Source organism: Actinomadura litoris (assembly GCF_009733595.1).
GTDB classification, from domain to species: Bacteria; Actinomycetota; Actinomycetes; order Streptosporangiales; family Streptosporangiaceae; genus Spirillospora; species Spirillospora litoris.
Window position 1 is genome coordinate 124,880 of the sequence record NZ_WOFH01000006.1, and the last position, 17,424, is coordinate 142,303.

Genomic DNA, 17,424 nt, shown 5'->3' on the forward strand with positions numbered 1-17,424 from the left:
GCCCTCGATTCAGTTCCAAGATCCTCGCTCACGGCCGGATTGGCCCCGGCCCGCGGCCATGCCCCGATAGGGTGACCATCCATGACCACCAGTCCCACCGGCACCATCAACGTGATCGACCTTTTCGCCGGCTGTGGTGGTTTCACGCAGGGTTTCCGAGGGCTCAGCACGACTCCGCGGCGCTCCTCGTCACCGTTCCGAACCGTCGGCGCGGTGGAGTTGGACGTCGCCGCCGCATCGACGTACGCGGCCAACTTCGCGGATGAGGCGGGGGGCACGGACCATATCTTCTCCGGTAAGGAGAACGGGGACATCACCAAATGGGACCCGGGCCAGGTCAATGCCGACGTCGACGTGATTCTCGGCGGCCCCCCTTGTCAGGGGTTCTCGGGCCTTGGGAAGGAGGATGAGGACGACCCGCGCAACAGGCTCTGGCGAGAGTACATGCGCGTGGTCAATGCCCTGCACCCCAAGATATTCGTGATGGAGAACGTCGACCGGTTCTCCAAATCACGTGAATACACGGAACTGCGTCAGGCACTGAAGAACGCGGTCGAGCGGCCGGACGGGCAGCTCCGTGACTACCATTTGGAATCCATGGTGCTGAACGCCGCCGACTACGGGGTGCCTCAGGCGCGCAGGCGTACGATCATCCTCGCCACCAGGCGCGACCTGATCGACAAGCACCCGGAGAAGAAGCCTCTGACGCACCCCGTGGCCACCCATCGGAAGCCCGAGAAGGTCCGCAGCGGTTCGCTCATCGACGTCGATGAGATCTTTCCACCGTGGGTTCCCGCGAGCACGGTCTTCGAAACGACACCCAAGAACACCGCGACCACCGAGCTTCCTGAACGGAGGATCTCCCCTTTGGGGACCGAGCTCCCTGGCGCGTTCAAGACCATGGACCTGCATATCGGACGCAATCCCATGGCGTTGTCCTTGGCCAGGTACGAGGCCATCCCGCCTGGCGGCAACCGTCACGACCTGCCCCGCGCTCTCTCCACGGAGAGCTGGTGGAACCATCACAAGGGCAGCGGGGACGTCATGGGCCGGATGCACTGGGACCAGCCTTCGGTGACCATCAGGACCGAGTTCTTCAAGCCGGAGAAGGGACGTTACCTTCATCCCTTTGAGAACCGTCCGATCACACATCTTGAGGCGGCCCTGCTCCAGGGCTTTCCACCTGATTTCCTCTGGTGCGGGAGCAAGATCCAGATCGCCCGCCAGATCGGGAACGCCGTTCCCGTCGGCCTTGCCCGTGCCATAGCGAATCAGGTATATGCCTACCTCAAGGCCACCGGCCAGGTGGAACAGCCCATACGCAGGTCCGCCTGAACCGCGCAGAGCGAACCGATCAAGAGTCTTTGGCCTCCTTCTGCTCCTTGCCGCGGACGGGGGCCTCGGCGAACAACCGTTTGAAGATCGGTACAAGGGTGTTCACGGCGCCCAGGGGCGCACGGCCGTCGTCCGGGCCATCCGGCATCCCATCCAGCGGTACCAGCGTGCTGTCGAGGGCCTCGATCCAGGCCAGGTAGGCGTCCGGATCGGGTTCCGCGTCGGGTGCGAGCGCCTCGAAGAACAGGGTCGTGCCGGCCGTGTTGACCGCCTGTGCGAGCGCGTTGACGTCTCGACCGGTTCGTAGGGTCCCGTCGGCCAGGAGCTTGAGCATCGCCTGTGCGGTGGGCCGGTGGAGGATGACTTCGAGACGGAGCACCGTGTTGAGGACGTCCTGATTTTCGCAGGCCAGGACGACAGGCGCATAGTCGTAGCCGTCGCGGAACAATTCGGCGGCCCACCACAGTCGGGCGAAGGCGTGAGAGTAGAAGGCGCCGGAGAAGCGGCTCCTGTTGACCGTGGGGATCGGTTGCGTCTTCGTCGCTCGGCCCATGTGGCGCCAGAAGACGTAGTCCGGGGCGATGCGCAGCGCCAAGTGGTTCCACATCCGGTTGTCCGCCGCCTCACCCCGCGTGATGCGCAGTGTGGAGTGGAGGCGCGTGGAGAGCCAGGCATCGGCCTCGGTTCGCGGCCCGTCGAAGCGTTTCATGGCCTCGTCGACCAGTTCACGGATGGGCTCGGCGGACCACCTGAGTTCGTGGGGAAGGGCCTCGCACGCCTGGTCGATCGCCGCCACGGGCAACGGCTCGCGGTCCTGGAGCACGGGCGTGGTCAGGAACCTGGCCGAGGCCTCGTCCGGTAGCAGCGCGAGACGTTCCGGTGCGGTGCTCATTCGTTCTCCTGCCCCGATCGGCGAACCGTACGAATGAAGGCGCCGAGGTTGCGCGGTAGTCGTGCCTGTTTAGCGGCGGCGTGCAGCAGACGTGTCTGGAGGTCGCTTCCTCCGTCCCCGGTCCTTCTCCGGTTCGCGAGTTCGGCCAGCGCGTCGTCCGGGGAACGGTCGGGAAAGACGTCGGAGAGCAGTCGCTTGAGCACGGACTCCTGCCATCCGCCAGGCCAGTCGGGAGGCCCGGACTCGAAATCTATCGCGTAGACCGCCGAGTTGAAGAGTGAGGTCCACACGTCCTGGGCGATCTGAGCCGAGACCGCGTCACGTGCGGCGCGGTCAACCGACCGGCTGCTTTCGAGCATCGTACTGAGACCCTCGAACCCCTTGTTGAGGTAGAGGACGGGCTCCTCCCCGACGGACTCGACCGTCCAGGGGTCCGCGCTGAACGGACGCAGGCGAGCGTTGCCCTCGTCACCGAAGTCGGCCCAGACGGTCCTGATCGTGGTGCTCTTGACCGGCGTGCGCGCCTTGAGATCGATCGTCCATGTCTCGTCCGCCGTGCCGATCTGCCGCCCCGCGGTGCCGTCGACGGTCGCGACCACGTGGCCGGTCAACTGAACACGACCGACGTGCCGGTCCCGGTGCACTACGACGTCACCGGTCCAGATGCCCGGTTCCTCCTGATGAAGGCGTGCGGTGGTCCGTACGTTGGTCCGCCGTTCGGACAACACCGCGTAGCAGCCCTCGTCCCTCCAGGGCCCGGACGCCAGCTCCTGGCGCGGCGTGCGGAGCCGTACCGAGAGCCGGGCGGTCTCCCAGCGCTCGCGTTCGACCTGGTGGAGCGCCACCATCCGTTGCGGGACGGAGATCATGGCGAAGGGGAGGGAGATGTCATCGAGCCGCGCCTCCCGGACCTCCAGGGAGACGTCGCCCACGAGGACGGGGTACGGGGTCAGCCGCTTCATCGGATCTCGTCCTTCGCCTGGGCCAGATCGACCTCGATCACGGACATGTCCGCAGCCACCGGGTGTTCGGCCACGTCGCTCACACAGGAGAACGCCGCCGTGCGCGCACCCGCGGTGAACAGCAGCCGGTTGTCATCGGTCACCTCGCAGTTGGATTCGGCGGTGACCTCGGCCCAGCCGGCCTGAGGGCGGGGGCCGGAACGGGTGGCGAACCGTAGTATCGGGCGCACCGACCAGGGATCCTCCCGCTCAGGCAACCGGACCTCGACGCGCACGCGCCAGGCTCCGTCGGTGTCGAGCGTGCCGGTCGCGCTCTTGACCGTCGGGAAGCCCGGACTGCGGGGCGTCGAGGGCGGATCGAGGCGAAGCAGGTCTCGCAGGGAGGGGGGCGTCTCGTCGACCTTCACCTCGGGCGGTTTGACCACGGCGCGGACCTGGTCGAGCATCGCCCGTCGGAACTCTCGGATCCGAGAGGCCGCCCCCCTGGCGTAGGTGGCGGTCAGGTCGTCGGTCTGTTTCCAGTCGTTGTGCTCGGGGGGTTCGGCGGTCCGTAGGAAGTTCTCGGCCAGTTCGGCGTCCTCGGCTTTCGAGCCGGTGGCCTGACCGGCGAGCAGGACGGCCTGGAACGGCGGGGAGCCCAAGGGAACGTCGCTGACGGGGCGTTCCACGACCACCATGTGGCTGCCCCGCATGCACACCAGCCGGTTGGGACCTTCATCGTCGGACGCAGGGGTCACCAGCAGTATCGCCTGGTGAACGACGGCATCGGGGCGGCCGACCTCCTTCAGCGGTGGCACGGTCAGCGGGACCGTCGCGGACACGACCCCCTCCGCGTCGGTCATCTCGGTGACGGTCTCGCCGTCCAGGAACGCTCGTACGGCTCGGGACCGTGCGGGCTCGTAGCGGTGTGGATCGACCCGTTCTTCGGCGACGACCGTCCGTCCGTCGCGCAGTGCCTCGACGGACGCCTCCAGCATGGGAGCCGAGTCGCGTCCGGAGACCATGCATGCCCAGAAACTCTCGGCGAGACTGCGAACCAGAACGGTGTGCATCGATTCCAGATCGGTGGCCTCTCCGGCCGGGTCATGGACCCCGACGATGAGGAAGGAGGTGCCGGGGTCGCCGCTGCCCCGGGTCAGGTAGAGGTCGTTGATCGTCCGTTCGTCCGCCCACCAGGAGCGGGGGGCTCCGTCTCGCCGCGGGTCGGCTTCACCCAGCCATGCCGGCCCGGCGTACTGCCGCCCCTCGACCTCGCGCCAGGGCAGGTCCAGCCGTCCGATCAACCGTCGTTCACGTCGTTCTTCGAAGGGCTCCGACAGCGTGCTGTGCATCATCACCAGGCCGAACTGGCTCGCCGCCCACAAGGTCGCCTTCCCCAGCCCGTACGAGCCGCCCGCCGTTCCGCTCTTTCGGCTGTCGAGTTGCCGCCGGACGACGGCCGCGAACTTGCCGTCGTCGTACTCGGGGCCGGTGAGGCCGGAGGCGTTGTAGTCGTCCACGCGAAGAAGGAGGAGACCGCCCGCCTCCTTGAGCTCCCGCAGACCATTTCGAAGGACACGTCCGACCTTCTGCCTACCGTCCGCCGCTGCCTCGAAGTGAGGTTGTAGGTCGTTCCAGCGCACGGCGTTGAAGAACCGGTGCAACCGCTCCCCGGTGATCTCGTGCAACACGTATCGAACCCGGACCGGCCTGCTGGAGTCGAACCGCTCGTCCAGGCTGTTCTGTGTCGCCTCCCTGGCGAGGACGGCCAGATCGGAGTCGAAGGCGAAGGCCGCGGCGTTGCCCAGTTCCCGGCCGCCGTCAGCATAGGCCAGCCGGTGGTGCCATTCGACATTGCCCGAAGAGTCCGGAATGTCTGTTCCTGTCATGGACGCCCCGGAGGCGAGTCCGAGAATCCGCTCGATCTCCTTGATCTTCTCCATGCGAGGTTCGGCTCGACCCGTGATCCAGGCGGAGACGGCCGCGCGGGTGACGTCCAGTTCGTTGGCCAACTCGACCTGACTCATCCCCTTCCGCCGCAGTTGCCGGCCCAGCCAGGGGCCGAACTCCTTGATCTCTTCACTCACCGAGAGTCACCTCGTCTTCGGTTCGGCTCAGAACGCTCGCTCCGGACGCCTTTGACAGCCTAGGGTATGTCAAAGCCTGTTTGACGCCCCCTCTGGGGAGACCGGCTCCTATGTGGCGCTCGACCCGGGCTGTAGTGGAGAGGGGGTGGGAGCGTCCATGAGACCAGAATCTGTAAGGGCATTGCGCGACGAGTGAGCGGTGTGCTCAACTTGACGGGCCTTGACGCGAAGGTGGACAAACGTCTCGAATTCGCGCTGCAGCAGCATGCTCGAATGTGGCCGAGAGCGGACACTCAAGGAGGCCGCTGCGAGCATATCCGCTGGTCAGGGCCCTTGGAATGTCCGGGCAAAAAAGATCTACATCGGCCTGGAGTGTGTGTCGTGCGCGCGTTATGGCGGCATGCATTAATCTTCAACATCAACAAATGAACCCCCGCGCGGCATGGAGAAGACAACGGCCGTGAGCCCCTCTGAAGAACGCAGCGTCCTACAAGTCGTGCTCGAGCAGACCAAGCGTGTCCTCGAGACCTACCGGATCGACCGCGGGCTCATCCAGGAGCACGCCAACGGCGAGCGCCGGATCACCCAGGGCGGCTACGGCGACCGTCAGCTGTACGAGCTCGTACAGAACGGCGCCGACGAGCTGCTCAACGATGACGGCGGTGAGATCGCCCTCGTCCTCACCAAGACCCACCTCTATTGCGCCAACCAGGGCTCCCCGATGACCCCGGTGGGAGCCGACACCATCCTGCGCATGGGGGTCTCCCGCAAACGCGGCGGTCAGATCGGTCGCTTCGGGGTCGGCGTGAAGTCCGTCCTGAGCGTCACGGACTCTCCGCAGTTCTTCAGCAGGGAGGACGGGAAGAGCTTCGGCTTCGATCGGGATTGGGCGGCAGAGCAGATCAGGGCCGTCCAGCCCACCGCCGATGAGATCCCCGTGCTCCGAATGGCGCAGCCGCTCGACCGGGACAAGGCCATGGCGGCGGACCCCATTCTGGCGGGGCTGTTGAGGTGGGCCACCACGGTCGTCCGACTGCCGCTCAAGCCCAGCCAGGTGAACCGCCTGGCCGCGGACCTGGAGAACTTCCCGATCCAGTTCCCGCTCTTCTCGCCGCAAGTCGGCACGCTCACGCTCGAAGATCGGCGTGGTACGAAGGTCGTCAAGCGACAGATCTTTCACAAGCACGATGGAGACCGTCGCACCCTCCAGGTGGACCGGACCACGGGCGGCAGCACGAGTGAGGACTGGCGCGTCTTCACCAGGTCGCATCGACCGTCCGCGAAGGCTCTTGGCGAGGCCGGAGAGCTGCACGACCGTCCGGAGATCGACGTCTCCTGGGCCGTCCCGGATAGGAGCGGTCGGGAGGCGAGGCTCGGTCGGTTCTGGGCGTACTTCCCCACCAATTTCACCACGACCCTGCGGGGGATCGTCAACGCTCCTTGGAAGACCAGTGAGGACAGGCAGAACCTTTACGACGCCAACTCCTTCAACAAGGAACTGATCGAGGTGGCCGCCGAGTTGGTGGTGGACTCGCTGGAGTCGTTGTCGCATCCCGAGGACCCCTGTGCGCATCTCGACCACGTCCCGGCGCGTGGACGAGAGGAGCCGCAGTTCGCGGCCACCGAGCTCGTCAAGAAGATCTGGGAGATCGCGGCCCACAAACCGGCCCTGCCCGACCAGGACGGACGATTCGGCGCCGTGGCCGAGATCAGACTCCACCCCGAAGGACTGAGGCCCGAGTGGCGGGAGCTGTGGGGCGGGTACGCGGACCGGCCGAGGAACTGGTGCCACCACTCGGTGGAGAAGACGCCTCACCGCAGGGACAGCGCCGAACGAGCCCTCACCACCGCGGGCGTGCCGGTCGCCTCGGTGCGGGAGTGGCTGGAGGCGCTCGTCCAGGACGAATCCCCCGAAGCGTCCGCACGGGCGATCATGATCGTGGCCGACATGCAGCGGCACAAGCCCGCGTTGGCCGAGGATGCGAGGAAGGCCAGGGTCATCCTGACCGAGAACCTCGGCCTCGTCGCGCCTTCGCCCAACGTCTTCCGCCGTAGCTCGACGGACCGGCTGGCGGACAAGATGATCTATGTTGACGACAGGGTGACCGCCGAAGAGGACGCCGTCCTTCGAGCGCTCGATGAGCTGGGCGTGCACGAGGCCGATGCCGCAGGCCGGTTCGCCTCCGTCCTGGAGAAGGGTTTTCTCGGCTACGGAGACGACCAGTGGACCGCCTTCTGGGTGCTGGCCCGTCAGGCCGGGCCCGCAGGCACCCTGGCCGCCGTACGCGAGAGCGACATCGACACCAGCGTGCAGTTCAAGGTACGGACGGTCTCCGGCGAGTTCAGGCGCGTCAATGACTGCCTGCTACCCGGCAGGGTCGTTCCGGGCGACGGCTCGCGGGACGCCAGGATCGCCGTGGACATGGAGTTCCACGACCCGGATCGTTCGATCCTTCGTGACGTCGGTCTTCGCGAGGGACCCGCCATGGGCGTCGACCCGCGTGAAGAGCCCTGGTTCGAGGAGTACGCCGAGTACAACCACCGGCGCTACTGCAGGTCTTTGCCGGCGAGCGCATCTCGCCCGCAGCTCAAGACCATGCGCTTCGACGGTTCGAAGCCGGCGGGTCCGCTGCGTTTCCTGACCGAACTCTCGGACGAGGGACGGGCGACCTTCCTCCGTGAGCTTCCGCCACATGGCCTGGTCACCACGTGGCGGATGCAGGTCGGGGCACAGAATTCGACCCAGACCAACATCATGTCGCCGCTCAAGTGGATGGCGCTCAAGCACGGTCGCCTGGAGACCTCGCGTGGTCTGCGGCGAGCGACCAGGGCCGTGAGCCCATTGCTCCGTGCCAACGCCGATGTTCTCCCCGTAGCCGACGGGCCGACCGCGGTCGCGGAGGTACTGGGACTGCCCGCCACTCTCTCCGATATCACCGAGCGGATCTGGACGGACCTCGTCGGTGAGGCGGAGACCAGCGAGGACGATCGATTTCCAGGGAAGGTCTACGCCCTCCTCTTCGAGGCCGGAGCGGACTGGCCGGAGGGCGCACGCACTCGCTGTCGGGTCGGCGACGTTTGGAGTTGCGAGCCGGAGGACGATGAGATCGTCGTGACCGCGAGCCAGGCGGAGTACGACGCCCTGGTCCGCGAACGCGTGCCGGCGCTGCTCGCCCCGTCCGACGAGGCCGCCGAGCAGATGCGCGAGACGTGGCGGATGCGCTCGCCCGGCGACGTGATCCAGAAGGAGATCCGGCCGGTCCCACAAGGGGAGCCGGTCCTGCTGACCGAGGAGTTCCCACACCTGAGGTCGGTGCGACGTAATCAGGTCGAGGGCTGGACCTTGGTGCGCTGCAGTGAACTGGAGGAGATCACCCGCACCCCCAATGGGATCCGCACCTCGTCCATCGGTGCCGCGTCACAGGGACCGGAACGGACCGTGTTCGTTCGCGCCCCCAAGGACGACCTGGCCGCGCTCACGATGGTGGACCGGGAGCTCAAGCTCGGACTGGGAACCGCGAACTGTCGGGGCGTCCTGGACAGGCGCGAGAAGCAGCGCAACAACGAGAAGCTTCGGCGCGCCCGCAAGGCGACCGATGCCGCGGGCAAGGTCCTGGAACTCGTCGGCGCCGACGCTCTGAAGAAGGGCCTGCCCCAGGGTCTGGTGGAGAGCGACGAGATCGAGCGAGGCAAGGCCGCCGATGATCGTCGCGTCGCCGAACTCGCGGCCAACGCCTACGGCAACGGGGTGTTGCGTCAGTACCGCAAGGACATCGAGGCCAACGTCCCTGACATGGTCGCGAGCTTCCGAGGAGACTCCAACTCGCTTCGGTTGGTGAGCGAGCTCGGCCTCTCAGAATCGTTCGCGGGCACCAGAGGCGAGGCCCTGAGCCCTGTTGTGACCGTGCCGGGGCCCACCGCGTATCCGCGTCTGCACGACTACCAGGAGAAGTTGGCGGGCAAGATGTTCGACCTGCTCACCCGGTACCGCGCGCCCAGGGCGATGCTCTGCCTGCCGACGGGGGCCGGTAAGACGCGGGTCGCCGCCGAGGCCGTCATCCGGATGATCAAGGAGCGCGGGCTTCAAGGACGGCCGGTGCTGTGGATCGCGCAGTCGTCCGAGCTCTGCGAGCAGGCCGTGCAGAGTTGGTCCTTCGTGTGGTCGAAGGTCGGGCCGGCCGAGCGGCTCACCGTGAATCGGTTGTGGGGCGGCAGGGAGGCGACGGTGGTCAAGGAAACGCCGCACCTGGTGGTCGCGACCGACGCTCAGCTCGAATCGTGTCTGGACCGTGAGGAGTACGCCTGGCTACGGGATGCGGCGCTGGTCATCGTCGATGAGGCGCACACCTCGATCACGCCCCGGTACACCAAACTGCTCACCTCACTCGGCATCACCCACCGCTCGGCGGCGCGGCCTCTCATCGGCCTCACCGCGACCCCGTTCCGGGGCTTCAACGAAGCGGAGACGCGCCGGCTGGTGGACAGGTACGGCAAAACCCGCCTGGACGAAGGAATCTTCGACGGCGACCCGTATACGGAGCTACAGCAGCTCGGAGTGCTGGCCAAGGTCGAGCACCGCAGGCTGGAGGGCACGACCTTGGCGCTGACCTCGGATGAGCTTGAGCGGGCGACCGGTTTCCAGGGACGCCTGCCCGGGTCGGCCGAGGAGCGCCTCGGCCAGGACAATGAGCGCAACCGCATGCTGCTGAGCGAGATCGAGCAACTGCCGAAGGACAACAAGATCCTTCTGTTCGCCACCTCCGTCGGCCACGCGAAGCTGATGGCGGCCAAGCTGAACGACCGGGGCATCAAGGCCGCGTCCATCGAGTCGTCCACGCCCGACGTCGAGCGCCGGAACCTCATCGAGGACTTCCGCCTCGGCAGGATCCGGGTGCTCACGAACCACGGTGTACTGGCCCAGGGCTTCGATGCGCCGGCGACCGAAACCGTCATCGTGGCCCGACCGACATACAGCCCGAACAGCTACCAGCAGATGATCGGCCGGGGGCTGCGCGGTCCTAAGAACGGCGGCAAGGAGATGTGTCTGATCCTCGATGTGGCGGACAACATCACCAACTACGACAAGAAGCTCGCCTTCACCGACTTCGAGCACCTATGGAGCCGATGATGAGCGACGTTCGCGTCGATGGTCCACCGCTCACCGCCCAGCAGCAGGAGGTGGTGGAGCAACCGTCCGACGCCAAGGTCCTGGTCACCGCGGGCGCCGGTGCGGGCAAGACGCACACTCTGGTCCGCCGTCTGGACTTTCTCGTCGCCGAGGAAGGGCTGAGCGCCGGAGAGGTCTTGGTGCTCACCTTCTCTCGCGCCGCCGTCCGTGAACTGCGCGACCGCCTGGCCGCGCAGGGGGAGTCGGCTCGCCACGTACGAGCGCAGACTTTCGACTCGTGGGCTCTCGATCTGCTGATGCAGGTCGACGCCAACGGGGAATGGCAGCTGCGGTCGTTCGAGGAGAGGATCGCCGGGGCGTGTGACGCGATCGCGAGGGGACTCGCCGAGGAACTGTACGGTGACGACCTTCTGCACGTCGTCATCGATGAGGTCCAGGATCTGGTCGGCAGGCGCAGGGAAATGGTCGAGCTGCTGCTCGATGAGTTCGACCCCGGCTTCACCGTGGTCGGCGACCCGGCGCAGTCGATCTACGGGTTCACCTTGAAGGACGACCAGGACCGTGCCGGCGAGACGAACCGGTTCTTCGTCTGGCTTCGGAACAGCTTCGATGGGGACCTGATCGAGCTGGAACTCACCGAGAACTTTCGGGCCGGCACGGACGAGGCCAGGACCGCGCTGCCCTATGGTCCCCGGTTGCGGCGGATCGCGGAGACCACCGGCCCCGGCGACCGGGATCTGTACGGCGACCTACGTGGCGAGCTGCACCGTAACCTCACCTTCGGCCAGATCGACGAGTTCACGGCATCGGCGCTGACCGAGTACGACGGCACCACGGCCGTCCTCTGTCGCACCAATGGGCAGGCGTTGCTGATCTCGGAACTGCTCGCCTCCTACGGGGTCGAGCATCGGCTGCAACGGTCGGCCCGCGACCGCGCGGCGCCCGCCTGGGTCGGCCTGCTGTTTCGAACGATCGACGGCGGCCATCTGACCCGGACGCGATTCGACGAACTGGCGCCGTCACTGCCTCTCCCACCCGGTGCGGGGCCCGATCGGCTCTGGTCCCTTCTGCAACGTACCGGTACCGGACGCGGGAACGATCGCGGCCTCGACCTAAGCGGAATACGTCGGGCCTTGGCCACCGGACGGCTCCCGGACGAACTCACGGCCCAACCGTCCGCCCCGCTGGTCGTCTCGTCCTTCCACCGGGCCAAGGGTTTGGAATTCGACCGCGTCGTGGTCGTCGACCCCGGACCGCTCCTGGAGGACTCGAAGGAGCGAGAAAGGTCCGGTGGCCGGGCCAGGAACAGACGAAAGGTGGACGTGGACGAAGAGACACGACTTCTCTACGTCGCGATGACCCGCCCCCGTCAGGACCTCCTATGGATCGACCGGCTGGAGACCAGGTTCATCAGGAACGACCTGGAGATCGGACGGTGGGCGCGCTACTCCTATAAAGTCTGGGCTCGGCTCGGACTTGAGCTGTGCGGCGGCGACGTCCATGCCGAGCAGCCCGCAGGGATGCGCGACTTCACGGGCGACCCCCTGGACCTCCAGGACTATCTGGCGGTCGAGGTCGATCCAGGCGATGACGTCGTTCTGGAACGCCTGTACCCGGACGCGATCGGTCTTTCGGACAGTCCGCCTTACCTGGTCGTGCACTCCGGGCGCCCCATCGGAGTGACGTCCGACCGGTTTCGCTCCGACCTCTACCGTCATTTGAAGTTGAACCGGGGCTACGAGCCGCAGAACTGGCCGCGGCGCATCACCGGTGGCCGCATCGACGCCATCGAGACGGTCGCAGGCAGCGAGGCGGCCGGAACCCAGGTCGGCCTCGGCCCGCATGGCGTCTGGCTCGCACCCAGGCTCATGGGTCTCAGCCGATTCACCTATGACTCGAGAACACTGCGGGAGGAAGAATTCGGTGTCGCCTCACAGTGAGCACTACCGGTTCCGAGCCGAGCTCGTCGAACGCCTTCAGCGCGACCTGCTCGGACCGGTCGGCGGGGACGAGGAGGTCATCTCCGATGCCCCTGTCACGACCTACGCCGCAGGAGTGCTGTACCCCCGGCGTGCCAACGAAGAACGGACGCTCGTCGACGCGGCCGAGCGGGATATCGACCTTGCCGAGGCGTCTCTCTCGGTGGACGAGATCCCCGATACAGGCGTCTCGATGGCGAACCTGCAGAGTCCGTCCTCCATGGGGATCACCTTCGCGGTGAACCCCGACATCGCCCGAACCGTCACGATCACGATCACTGCGGCGATGTACGACCCGATCGACACCGACGGTCACCCGGTCGAGGCGAAGCGGGCAGAACAGCGAAGCACCGGCGAGCACGATCTGTGCTGGCGGCGTAGGCCTATGGATATCAAGCCGGTCACGGTTGACGTGACCACGCCGGATTCTTACAAGGAAATGCTCGCGCCGAACCTGGAGCTCAGGCTTCGAATCCGGGAGCCCAACGGTGAGGGGTCGGCGGTCGCCGTCACGGCCGCACTCGTGAACGTCGATGAAATCGGCGCCTACGACCTTCAGGACGCGCACTGCTTCTTCCAACCGAGTATCCGCGTGGCCGGTCCCGAAGGTGCCAATGCCCTGGTCGAGCGTCCCGTGCCGGTCGGCGCCGACGAGGACGAGATCCGCGTCAACAAGCTGCTTTACAGGCACGCGCCGACCTTCGCCGTCGGACACGGCTGCGCCGCCGACTGGGACTGGCGCCCGCCCGCGCCGCGTGACGACGCGCTGCTCAGCGGAGAGCCGGCCGCGGTATCGGAGGTAGGGACTGCCTTCGTCCCGACGACCGAGGTCCTGTTGACCGATTCCAATCCTCACATCGACGCGTCCGGACTGGAGATGCGTCGTCTCGCCGAGGGCTCTGATGACGAGGTTCTCCGGGCACTGCGTCGCCTCACGAAGGGCTACCGGGAATGGATCGCCGAGCGTTCCGAAGAGGCCAGGTTGCTCCAGGCGACCGAATACGGCTGGGCCGCGGAGCGACAAATCGAGCAGTGCGGCCTTGCCTGCGACCGGATGGAATCCGGGATCGACCTCCTGCGTGAACGACCGGATGTGATGAGGGCCTTCCGTCTAGCCAACCGTGCGATGGCGCTGCAACGCGGTCGTACCGTCTGGATCAGATCGGGACGGAAGGGTGAGCCGCACCTGGACAGCCGTTGGCGCCCCTTCCAGATCGCATTCCTGCTGCTGTGCCTGGACGGTATCCACGACCCGGATCACGAGGACCGCAAGCTGGCCGATCTGCTGTGGTTCCCGACCGGTGGTGGGAAGACGGAGGCGTATCTCGGCATCATCGCCTTCACCATCTTTCTGCGTCGCATGCGCAAGGGACCCCAGGGCGGGGGCGTGACCGCCATCATGCGCTATACCCTTCGATTGCTCACCCTGCAGCAATTCGAACGGGCGGCTACGCTGATCTGCGCCATGGAGGTCATGCGGCGAGAGAAGCCGCGTGAGTTGGGAGACGAGACGATCTCCTTGGGCATGTGGGTGGGCCGCGCGGCCACGCCCAACAAGGTCCAGGAGGCCGCGAAGAGCATTAAGAAACTGCGTGAGGGCAAGGACCTCCAGGAGGAGAATCCCGTACAATTGCGCCTCTGCCCGTGGTGCGGCACCGCCATGGACGCCTGGAACTACGAGGTGGACGCCACGACCACCGACATGCGGACGTTCTGTTCCTCCGAGGAGTGCGACTTCCACGGCGCACTGCCCGTCCATGTCGTGGACGACGTGATCTACCAGGTACGGCCGACGCTCATCATCGCCACCATCGACAAGTTCGCGCAGATCGCCTGGCGAGACCAGGTCGCCGCTCTGTTCAACCGTAGCGGAGCCTTGGAGGGCACGCCCCCTCCGGAACTGATCGTCCAGGACGAACTCCACCTGATCTCCGGACCGCTCGGTAGCCTTGCCGGGTTGTACGAGACCGCGATCGACATCGCGGCGGACGAACCCAAGGTCATCGCTTCCACCGCAACGATCCGACGCGCCGACCACCAGGTACGGCGCCTGTTCAACAGGGAGGTGCGCCAGTTCCCACCGGCCGGACTGGACGCCCGCGACTCGTGGTTCGCGATCGAGACCCCGGCCGAGGAAAAGGCGTCCCGCCGGTACGTGGGTCTGCTCACCCCCAATACCAGCCAGGCGACGCTGCTGGTCCGCGCGTATGCGGCTCTCCTACACCATGCGGCGTGGATAGGCGGTGACGACGCGGTACGCGATGCGTACTGGACGCTCATCGGCTACTTCAACAGCCTCAGGCTGCTCGCCGCCGCCGAACTTCAGTTCTTCGACGACGTTCAGGACCGACTCAAACTGCTGGCCGACAGGGACGGCACCGACCAGCGTCCCGCCGAGCTGCTCGCCGAACTGACCAGCCGCGTGAAGTCCAGCGACATCCCGCAGCGTCTGAAGGACCTGGAGCGAGGGCTTCCGGACGAGGACACCTTCGACACCGTTCTCGCGACCAACATGATCTCCGTGGGCGTCGACGTCGACCGACTCGGCCTCATGGCGATCATGGGACAACCACAGACCACCGCCGAGTACATCCAGTCCAGCAGCCGGGTCGGCCGGCAGCACCCTGGGCTGGTGGCCGTGCTGTTCAACGCCTCCCGATCACGCGACCGCTCCCACTACGAGAGCTTCACCTCGTATCACTCGGCGCTCTACCGCCAGGTCGAATCCACGAGCGTGACCCCGTTCTCGTCAAGAGCACGTGATCGTGCCCTGCATGCGGTGCTCGTGGGGGCGGCTCGCCTCCTCTATCCCGAGGCCAGACCCAACCACGCCGCTGGGAACGTGGCCGCCTTCGAGAACCGCCTCGACGAACTGAGAGAGCTCATCCTCGCTCGCGTCAAGGCGGTCATGCCGGAAGCACCCGACCAGCTACACGGCACCGATACCGACCTGCAGGACTTCATCGAACGCTGGAGTGAGCTCGCGGCCGAAAATCCGAAACTGGTCTACGAGGCGCCGCCGAACTTCAAACGGAGCGAACAACGCAATCCTGACACCGCGTTGCTGTGCACCCACTCCGACGAAGACCTGGGCTACGCCCAACCGACCTTGTGGAGCCTGCGGGACGTCGACGTCGAATCCGACCTTTACCTGGAGCGATGAGCATGGCAATGGGGGAGAGAAGAAACCGACGCGCTCGCGGCGACGGTGGGGAACGACTCCGGGAAGCCTCGCGGACGCCGCTGGGCGGTGTCCGACGAGCGCAAATGATCACGACCTACGGCGTCGGATCGATGGTGGCGATCGGCGACCAGTCGTACATCATCAGCGGCCTCGACACGTGGAACGTCGATGGCTCGGAGGCCATCTACGAGCCCCGGCTGGAACGATGGCTCGGCGTGCAGGGCTTCCAGCCACCGCCTGCCGCCAACCCGCCCTCTGGTGACGGTGTCCGGGTGAGACTGTTCCCGGAGTTCTATTCGTGCGCCAACTGTCACGACCTGAAGCAGTTCCGCAAGTTCGGTTCACCGCGAGGCAAGAGCCAGTGCGGCGCATGCGAGAAACCGCTCACCCCCTCAAGGTTCGTGATTGCGTGTGAGAACGGCCACTTGGACGACTTCCCCTACTTCGATTGGGTTCATAAGCGGACCGATGCGGCCGGTTCTTCGCAGACCTCCAGGCACGACCTCAGCCTTCACAGTACGGGGCGTACCGCCTCACTGCGTTCTGTGGTCATCCGCTGCTCCTGCCAAAAGGAAGCGTCCCTGGAGGGTGCCTTTGGACGTCGGGCCCTCCAAAATTTGGGAATCAAATGCCAAGGAAACCGCCCATGGCTCGGTCGTGGAGCCGAGCAGGCGGGATGCGAAGCCACCCCGCGAACCCTGCAGCGCGGTTCCTCTGCGGCGTGGTTTCCGATCAATCGCTCAGCGCTGTCCATCCCGCCCTGGTCGGAGACCCTTCAGAAGCGGATCCACCCTCACTACAAGATGCTCAAGACGCTCCTGGAACAACAGGTCGGCGACGACGTCGCCATGGAGGTGATCAAAGGCAGTGGAATTCTGCCCGGCTCCAACTTCACCCCCCAGGAAGTCCTCGAAGCGGTTCGCCGCCGATGGCGGTTGGAGGAAAGCGAACAGCCCGACCCCCACGGACATGAAATGTTCGAGTCCGCGAGCAGACTGCGCCGCGAGGAGTACGAGAAGCTCACGTACGGCACCGCGACCGTCGATCGAGGAGACGACTTCGAGTGCACCAAGCCTCCAGAGGATCCGGACTCGCCACTTCCGATCGGCGTAGGCCGCACCATGCAGGTCCAGCGACTAAGGGAGGTACGTGCGCTGGAGTCGTTCACGCGGGTCGAGGCACCCGATCCCGCGACGGTGGAGCATAGGAAGGCCGCGGTGGCCAGGGCCGCCACGGGCTGGCTTCCGGCCATCGAGGTCAGCGGTGAAGGGGTGTTCCTGACCCTGGACATGCAGAGGCTGCATGACTGGGAGACGCGGGAAGAAGTGCTCCTCAGGGCGAATCGGATTCGAGACAACCACACCGCTGCACTCCGACGCCGCGCGATGGCCACGGCCGGCTCCGATGAGATCAAGAAGATCGAATCACCGGTGAGCGCCCGCTATTTGTTGCTTCACACCCTCGGACACGCACTCATCAACGAGTGGAGCCTGGAAGCGGGCTACCCCGCCGCGTCGCTACGGGAACGGCTTTACGTCTCCGGCGAGATGGCAGGCCTGTTGATATACACGGCCACCAGTGATTCTGCGGGCAGCCTGGGCGGGGTCGTGGCCCAGGGGGAGTACAAGCGCATACGCGAATCCTTGAAGTCCGCGATGAACCGGGTCTCCTGGTGTTCACAGGACCCTCCGTGCATGGAGACCGACACCGGTGGCGTCGACGGCCTGAACCTCGCCGCCTGCTACGCGTGCGTGCTTCTGCCCGAGACGAGCTGCGAAGTGAACAACATCTTCCTCGACCGGGCCATGCTCATCGGTGCTTCCGAGGACGACTCGATGGGCTACTTCACCTCCGGAGCCTGACAAGGCCACCCCCGGG

At 66.0% G+C, this 17,424-nt stretch carries 8 protein-coding genes; 5 read left to right on the forward strand and 3 right to left on the reverse strand.

Annotated elements, in window-relative coordinates:
• Positions 1 to 81: 81 nt before the first annotated feature.
• Positions 82 to 1,335, forward strand: coding sequence for a DNA cytosine methyltransferase (locus GNZ18_RS18285; protein ID WP_156217725.1), 1,254 nt, complete (start codon positions 82 to 84; stop codon positions 1,333 to 1,335).
• A gap of 19 nt (positions 1,336 to 1,354) precedes the next feature.
• Here GNZ18_RS18285 and GNZ18_RS18290 read toward each other — a convergent pair whose 3' ends face one another.
• Genes GNZ18_RS18290 through GNZ18_RS18300 form a run of 3 tightly spaced genes read right to left on the reverse strand, consistent with a single transcriptional unit; the run spans position 1,355 to position 5,255 of the window.
• Positions 1,355 to 2,227 (reverse strand): DUF6339 family protein, encoded by an 873-nt coding sequence (locus tag GNZ18_RS18290; RefSeq protein WP_156217726.1) that lies wholly within the window; start codon positions 2,225 to 2,227, stop codon positions 1,355 to 1,357.
• Positions 2,224 to 3,189, reverse strand: a complete 966-nt coding sequence (locus GNZ18_RS18295; RefSeq protein ID WP_156217727.1) for a hypothetical protein — start codon at positions 3,187 to 3,189, stop codon at positions 2,224 to 2,226. The genes GNZ18_RS18290 and GNZ18_RS18295 overlap by 4 nt, the downstream gene beginning before the upstream one ends.
• Positions 3,186 to 5,255, reverse strand: a complete 2,070-nt coding sequence (locus tag GNZ18_RS18300) for a helix-turn-helix transcriptional regulator (protein WP_312874593.1) — start codon at positions 5,253 to 5,255, stop codon at positions 3,186 to 3,188. Before GNZ18_RS18300 ends, GNZ18_RS18295 begins: the two co-directional genes overlap by 4 nt.
• Positions 5,256 to 5,751: 496 nt before the next feature.
• On the opposite strand from GNZ18_RS18300, the gene GNZ18_RS18305 reads away from it, so the two are divergent.
• From GNZ18_RS18305 to drmB, 4 genes are read left to right on the forward strand one after another with little or no spacing between them, the layout of a single operon-like run.
• Entirely contained in the window at positions 5,752 to 10,383 is a 4,632-nt protein-coding gene (locus GNZ18_RS18305; protein ID WP_312874594.1) for a DEAD/DEAH box helicase family protein, read from the forward strand.
• Complete coding sequence (locus GNZ18_RS18310) at positions 10,383 to 12,323, forward strand: ATP-dependent helicase (protein WP_156217729.1); 1,941 nt, start codon at positions 10,383 to 10,385, stop codon at positions 12,321 to 12,323. Before GNZ18_RS18305 ends, GNZ18_RS18310 begins: the two co-directional genes overlap by 1 nt.
• Positions 12,307 to 15,525, forward strand: a complete 3,219-nt coding sequence (locus GNZ18_RS18315) for a helicase-related protein (RefSeq protein ID WP_312874595.1) — start codon at positions 12,307 to 12,309, stop codon at positions 15,523 to 15,525. The genes GNZ18_RS18310 and GNZ18_RS18315 overlap by 17 nt, the downstream gene beginning before the upstream one ends.
• Positions 15,526 to 15,533: 8 nt before the next feature.
• Entirely contained in the window at positions 15,534 to 17,408 is a 1,875-nt protein-coding gene (drmB, locus tag GNZ18_RS18320; protein WP_216651372.1) for an MrfA Zn-binding domain-containing protein, read from the forward strand.
• Positions 17,409 to 17,424 lie beyond the last annotated feature (16 nt).

What these genes read in the sequence shown, in the direction of transcription:
- GNZ18_RS18310 (WP_156217729.1), top strand. Translation starts at nt 10,383, where the DNA reads ATGAGCGACGTTCGCGTCGATGGTCCACCGCTCACCGCCCAGCAGCAG.
- GNZ18_RS18295 (WP_156217727.1), bottom strand. Translation starts at nt 3,189, where the DNA reads ATGAAGCGGCTGACCCCGTACCCCGTCCTCGTGGGCGACGTCTCCCTG.
- drmB (WP_216651372.1), top strand. Translation starts at nt 15,534, where the DNA reads ATGGGGGAGAGAAGAAACCGACGCGCTCGCGGCGACGGTGGGGAACGA.
- GNZ18_RS18290 (WP_156217726.1), bottom strand. Translation starts at nt 2,227, where the DNA reads ATGAGCACCGCACCGGAACGTCTCGCGCTGCTACCGGACGAGGCCTCG.
- GNZ18_RS18285 (WP_156217725.1), top strand. Translation starts at nt 82, where the DNA reads ATGACCACCAGTCCCACCGGCACCATCAACGTGATCGACCTTTTCGCC.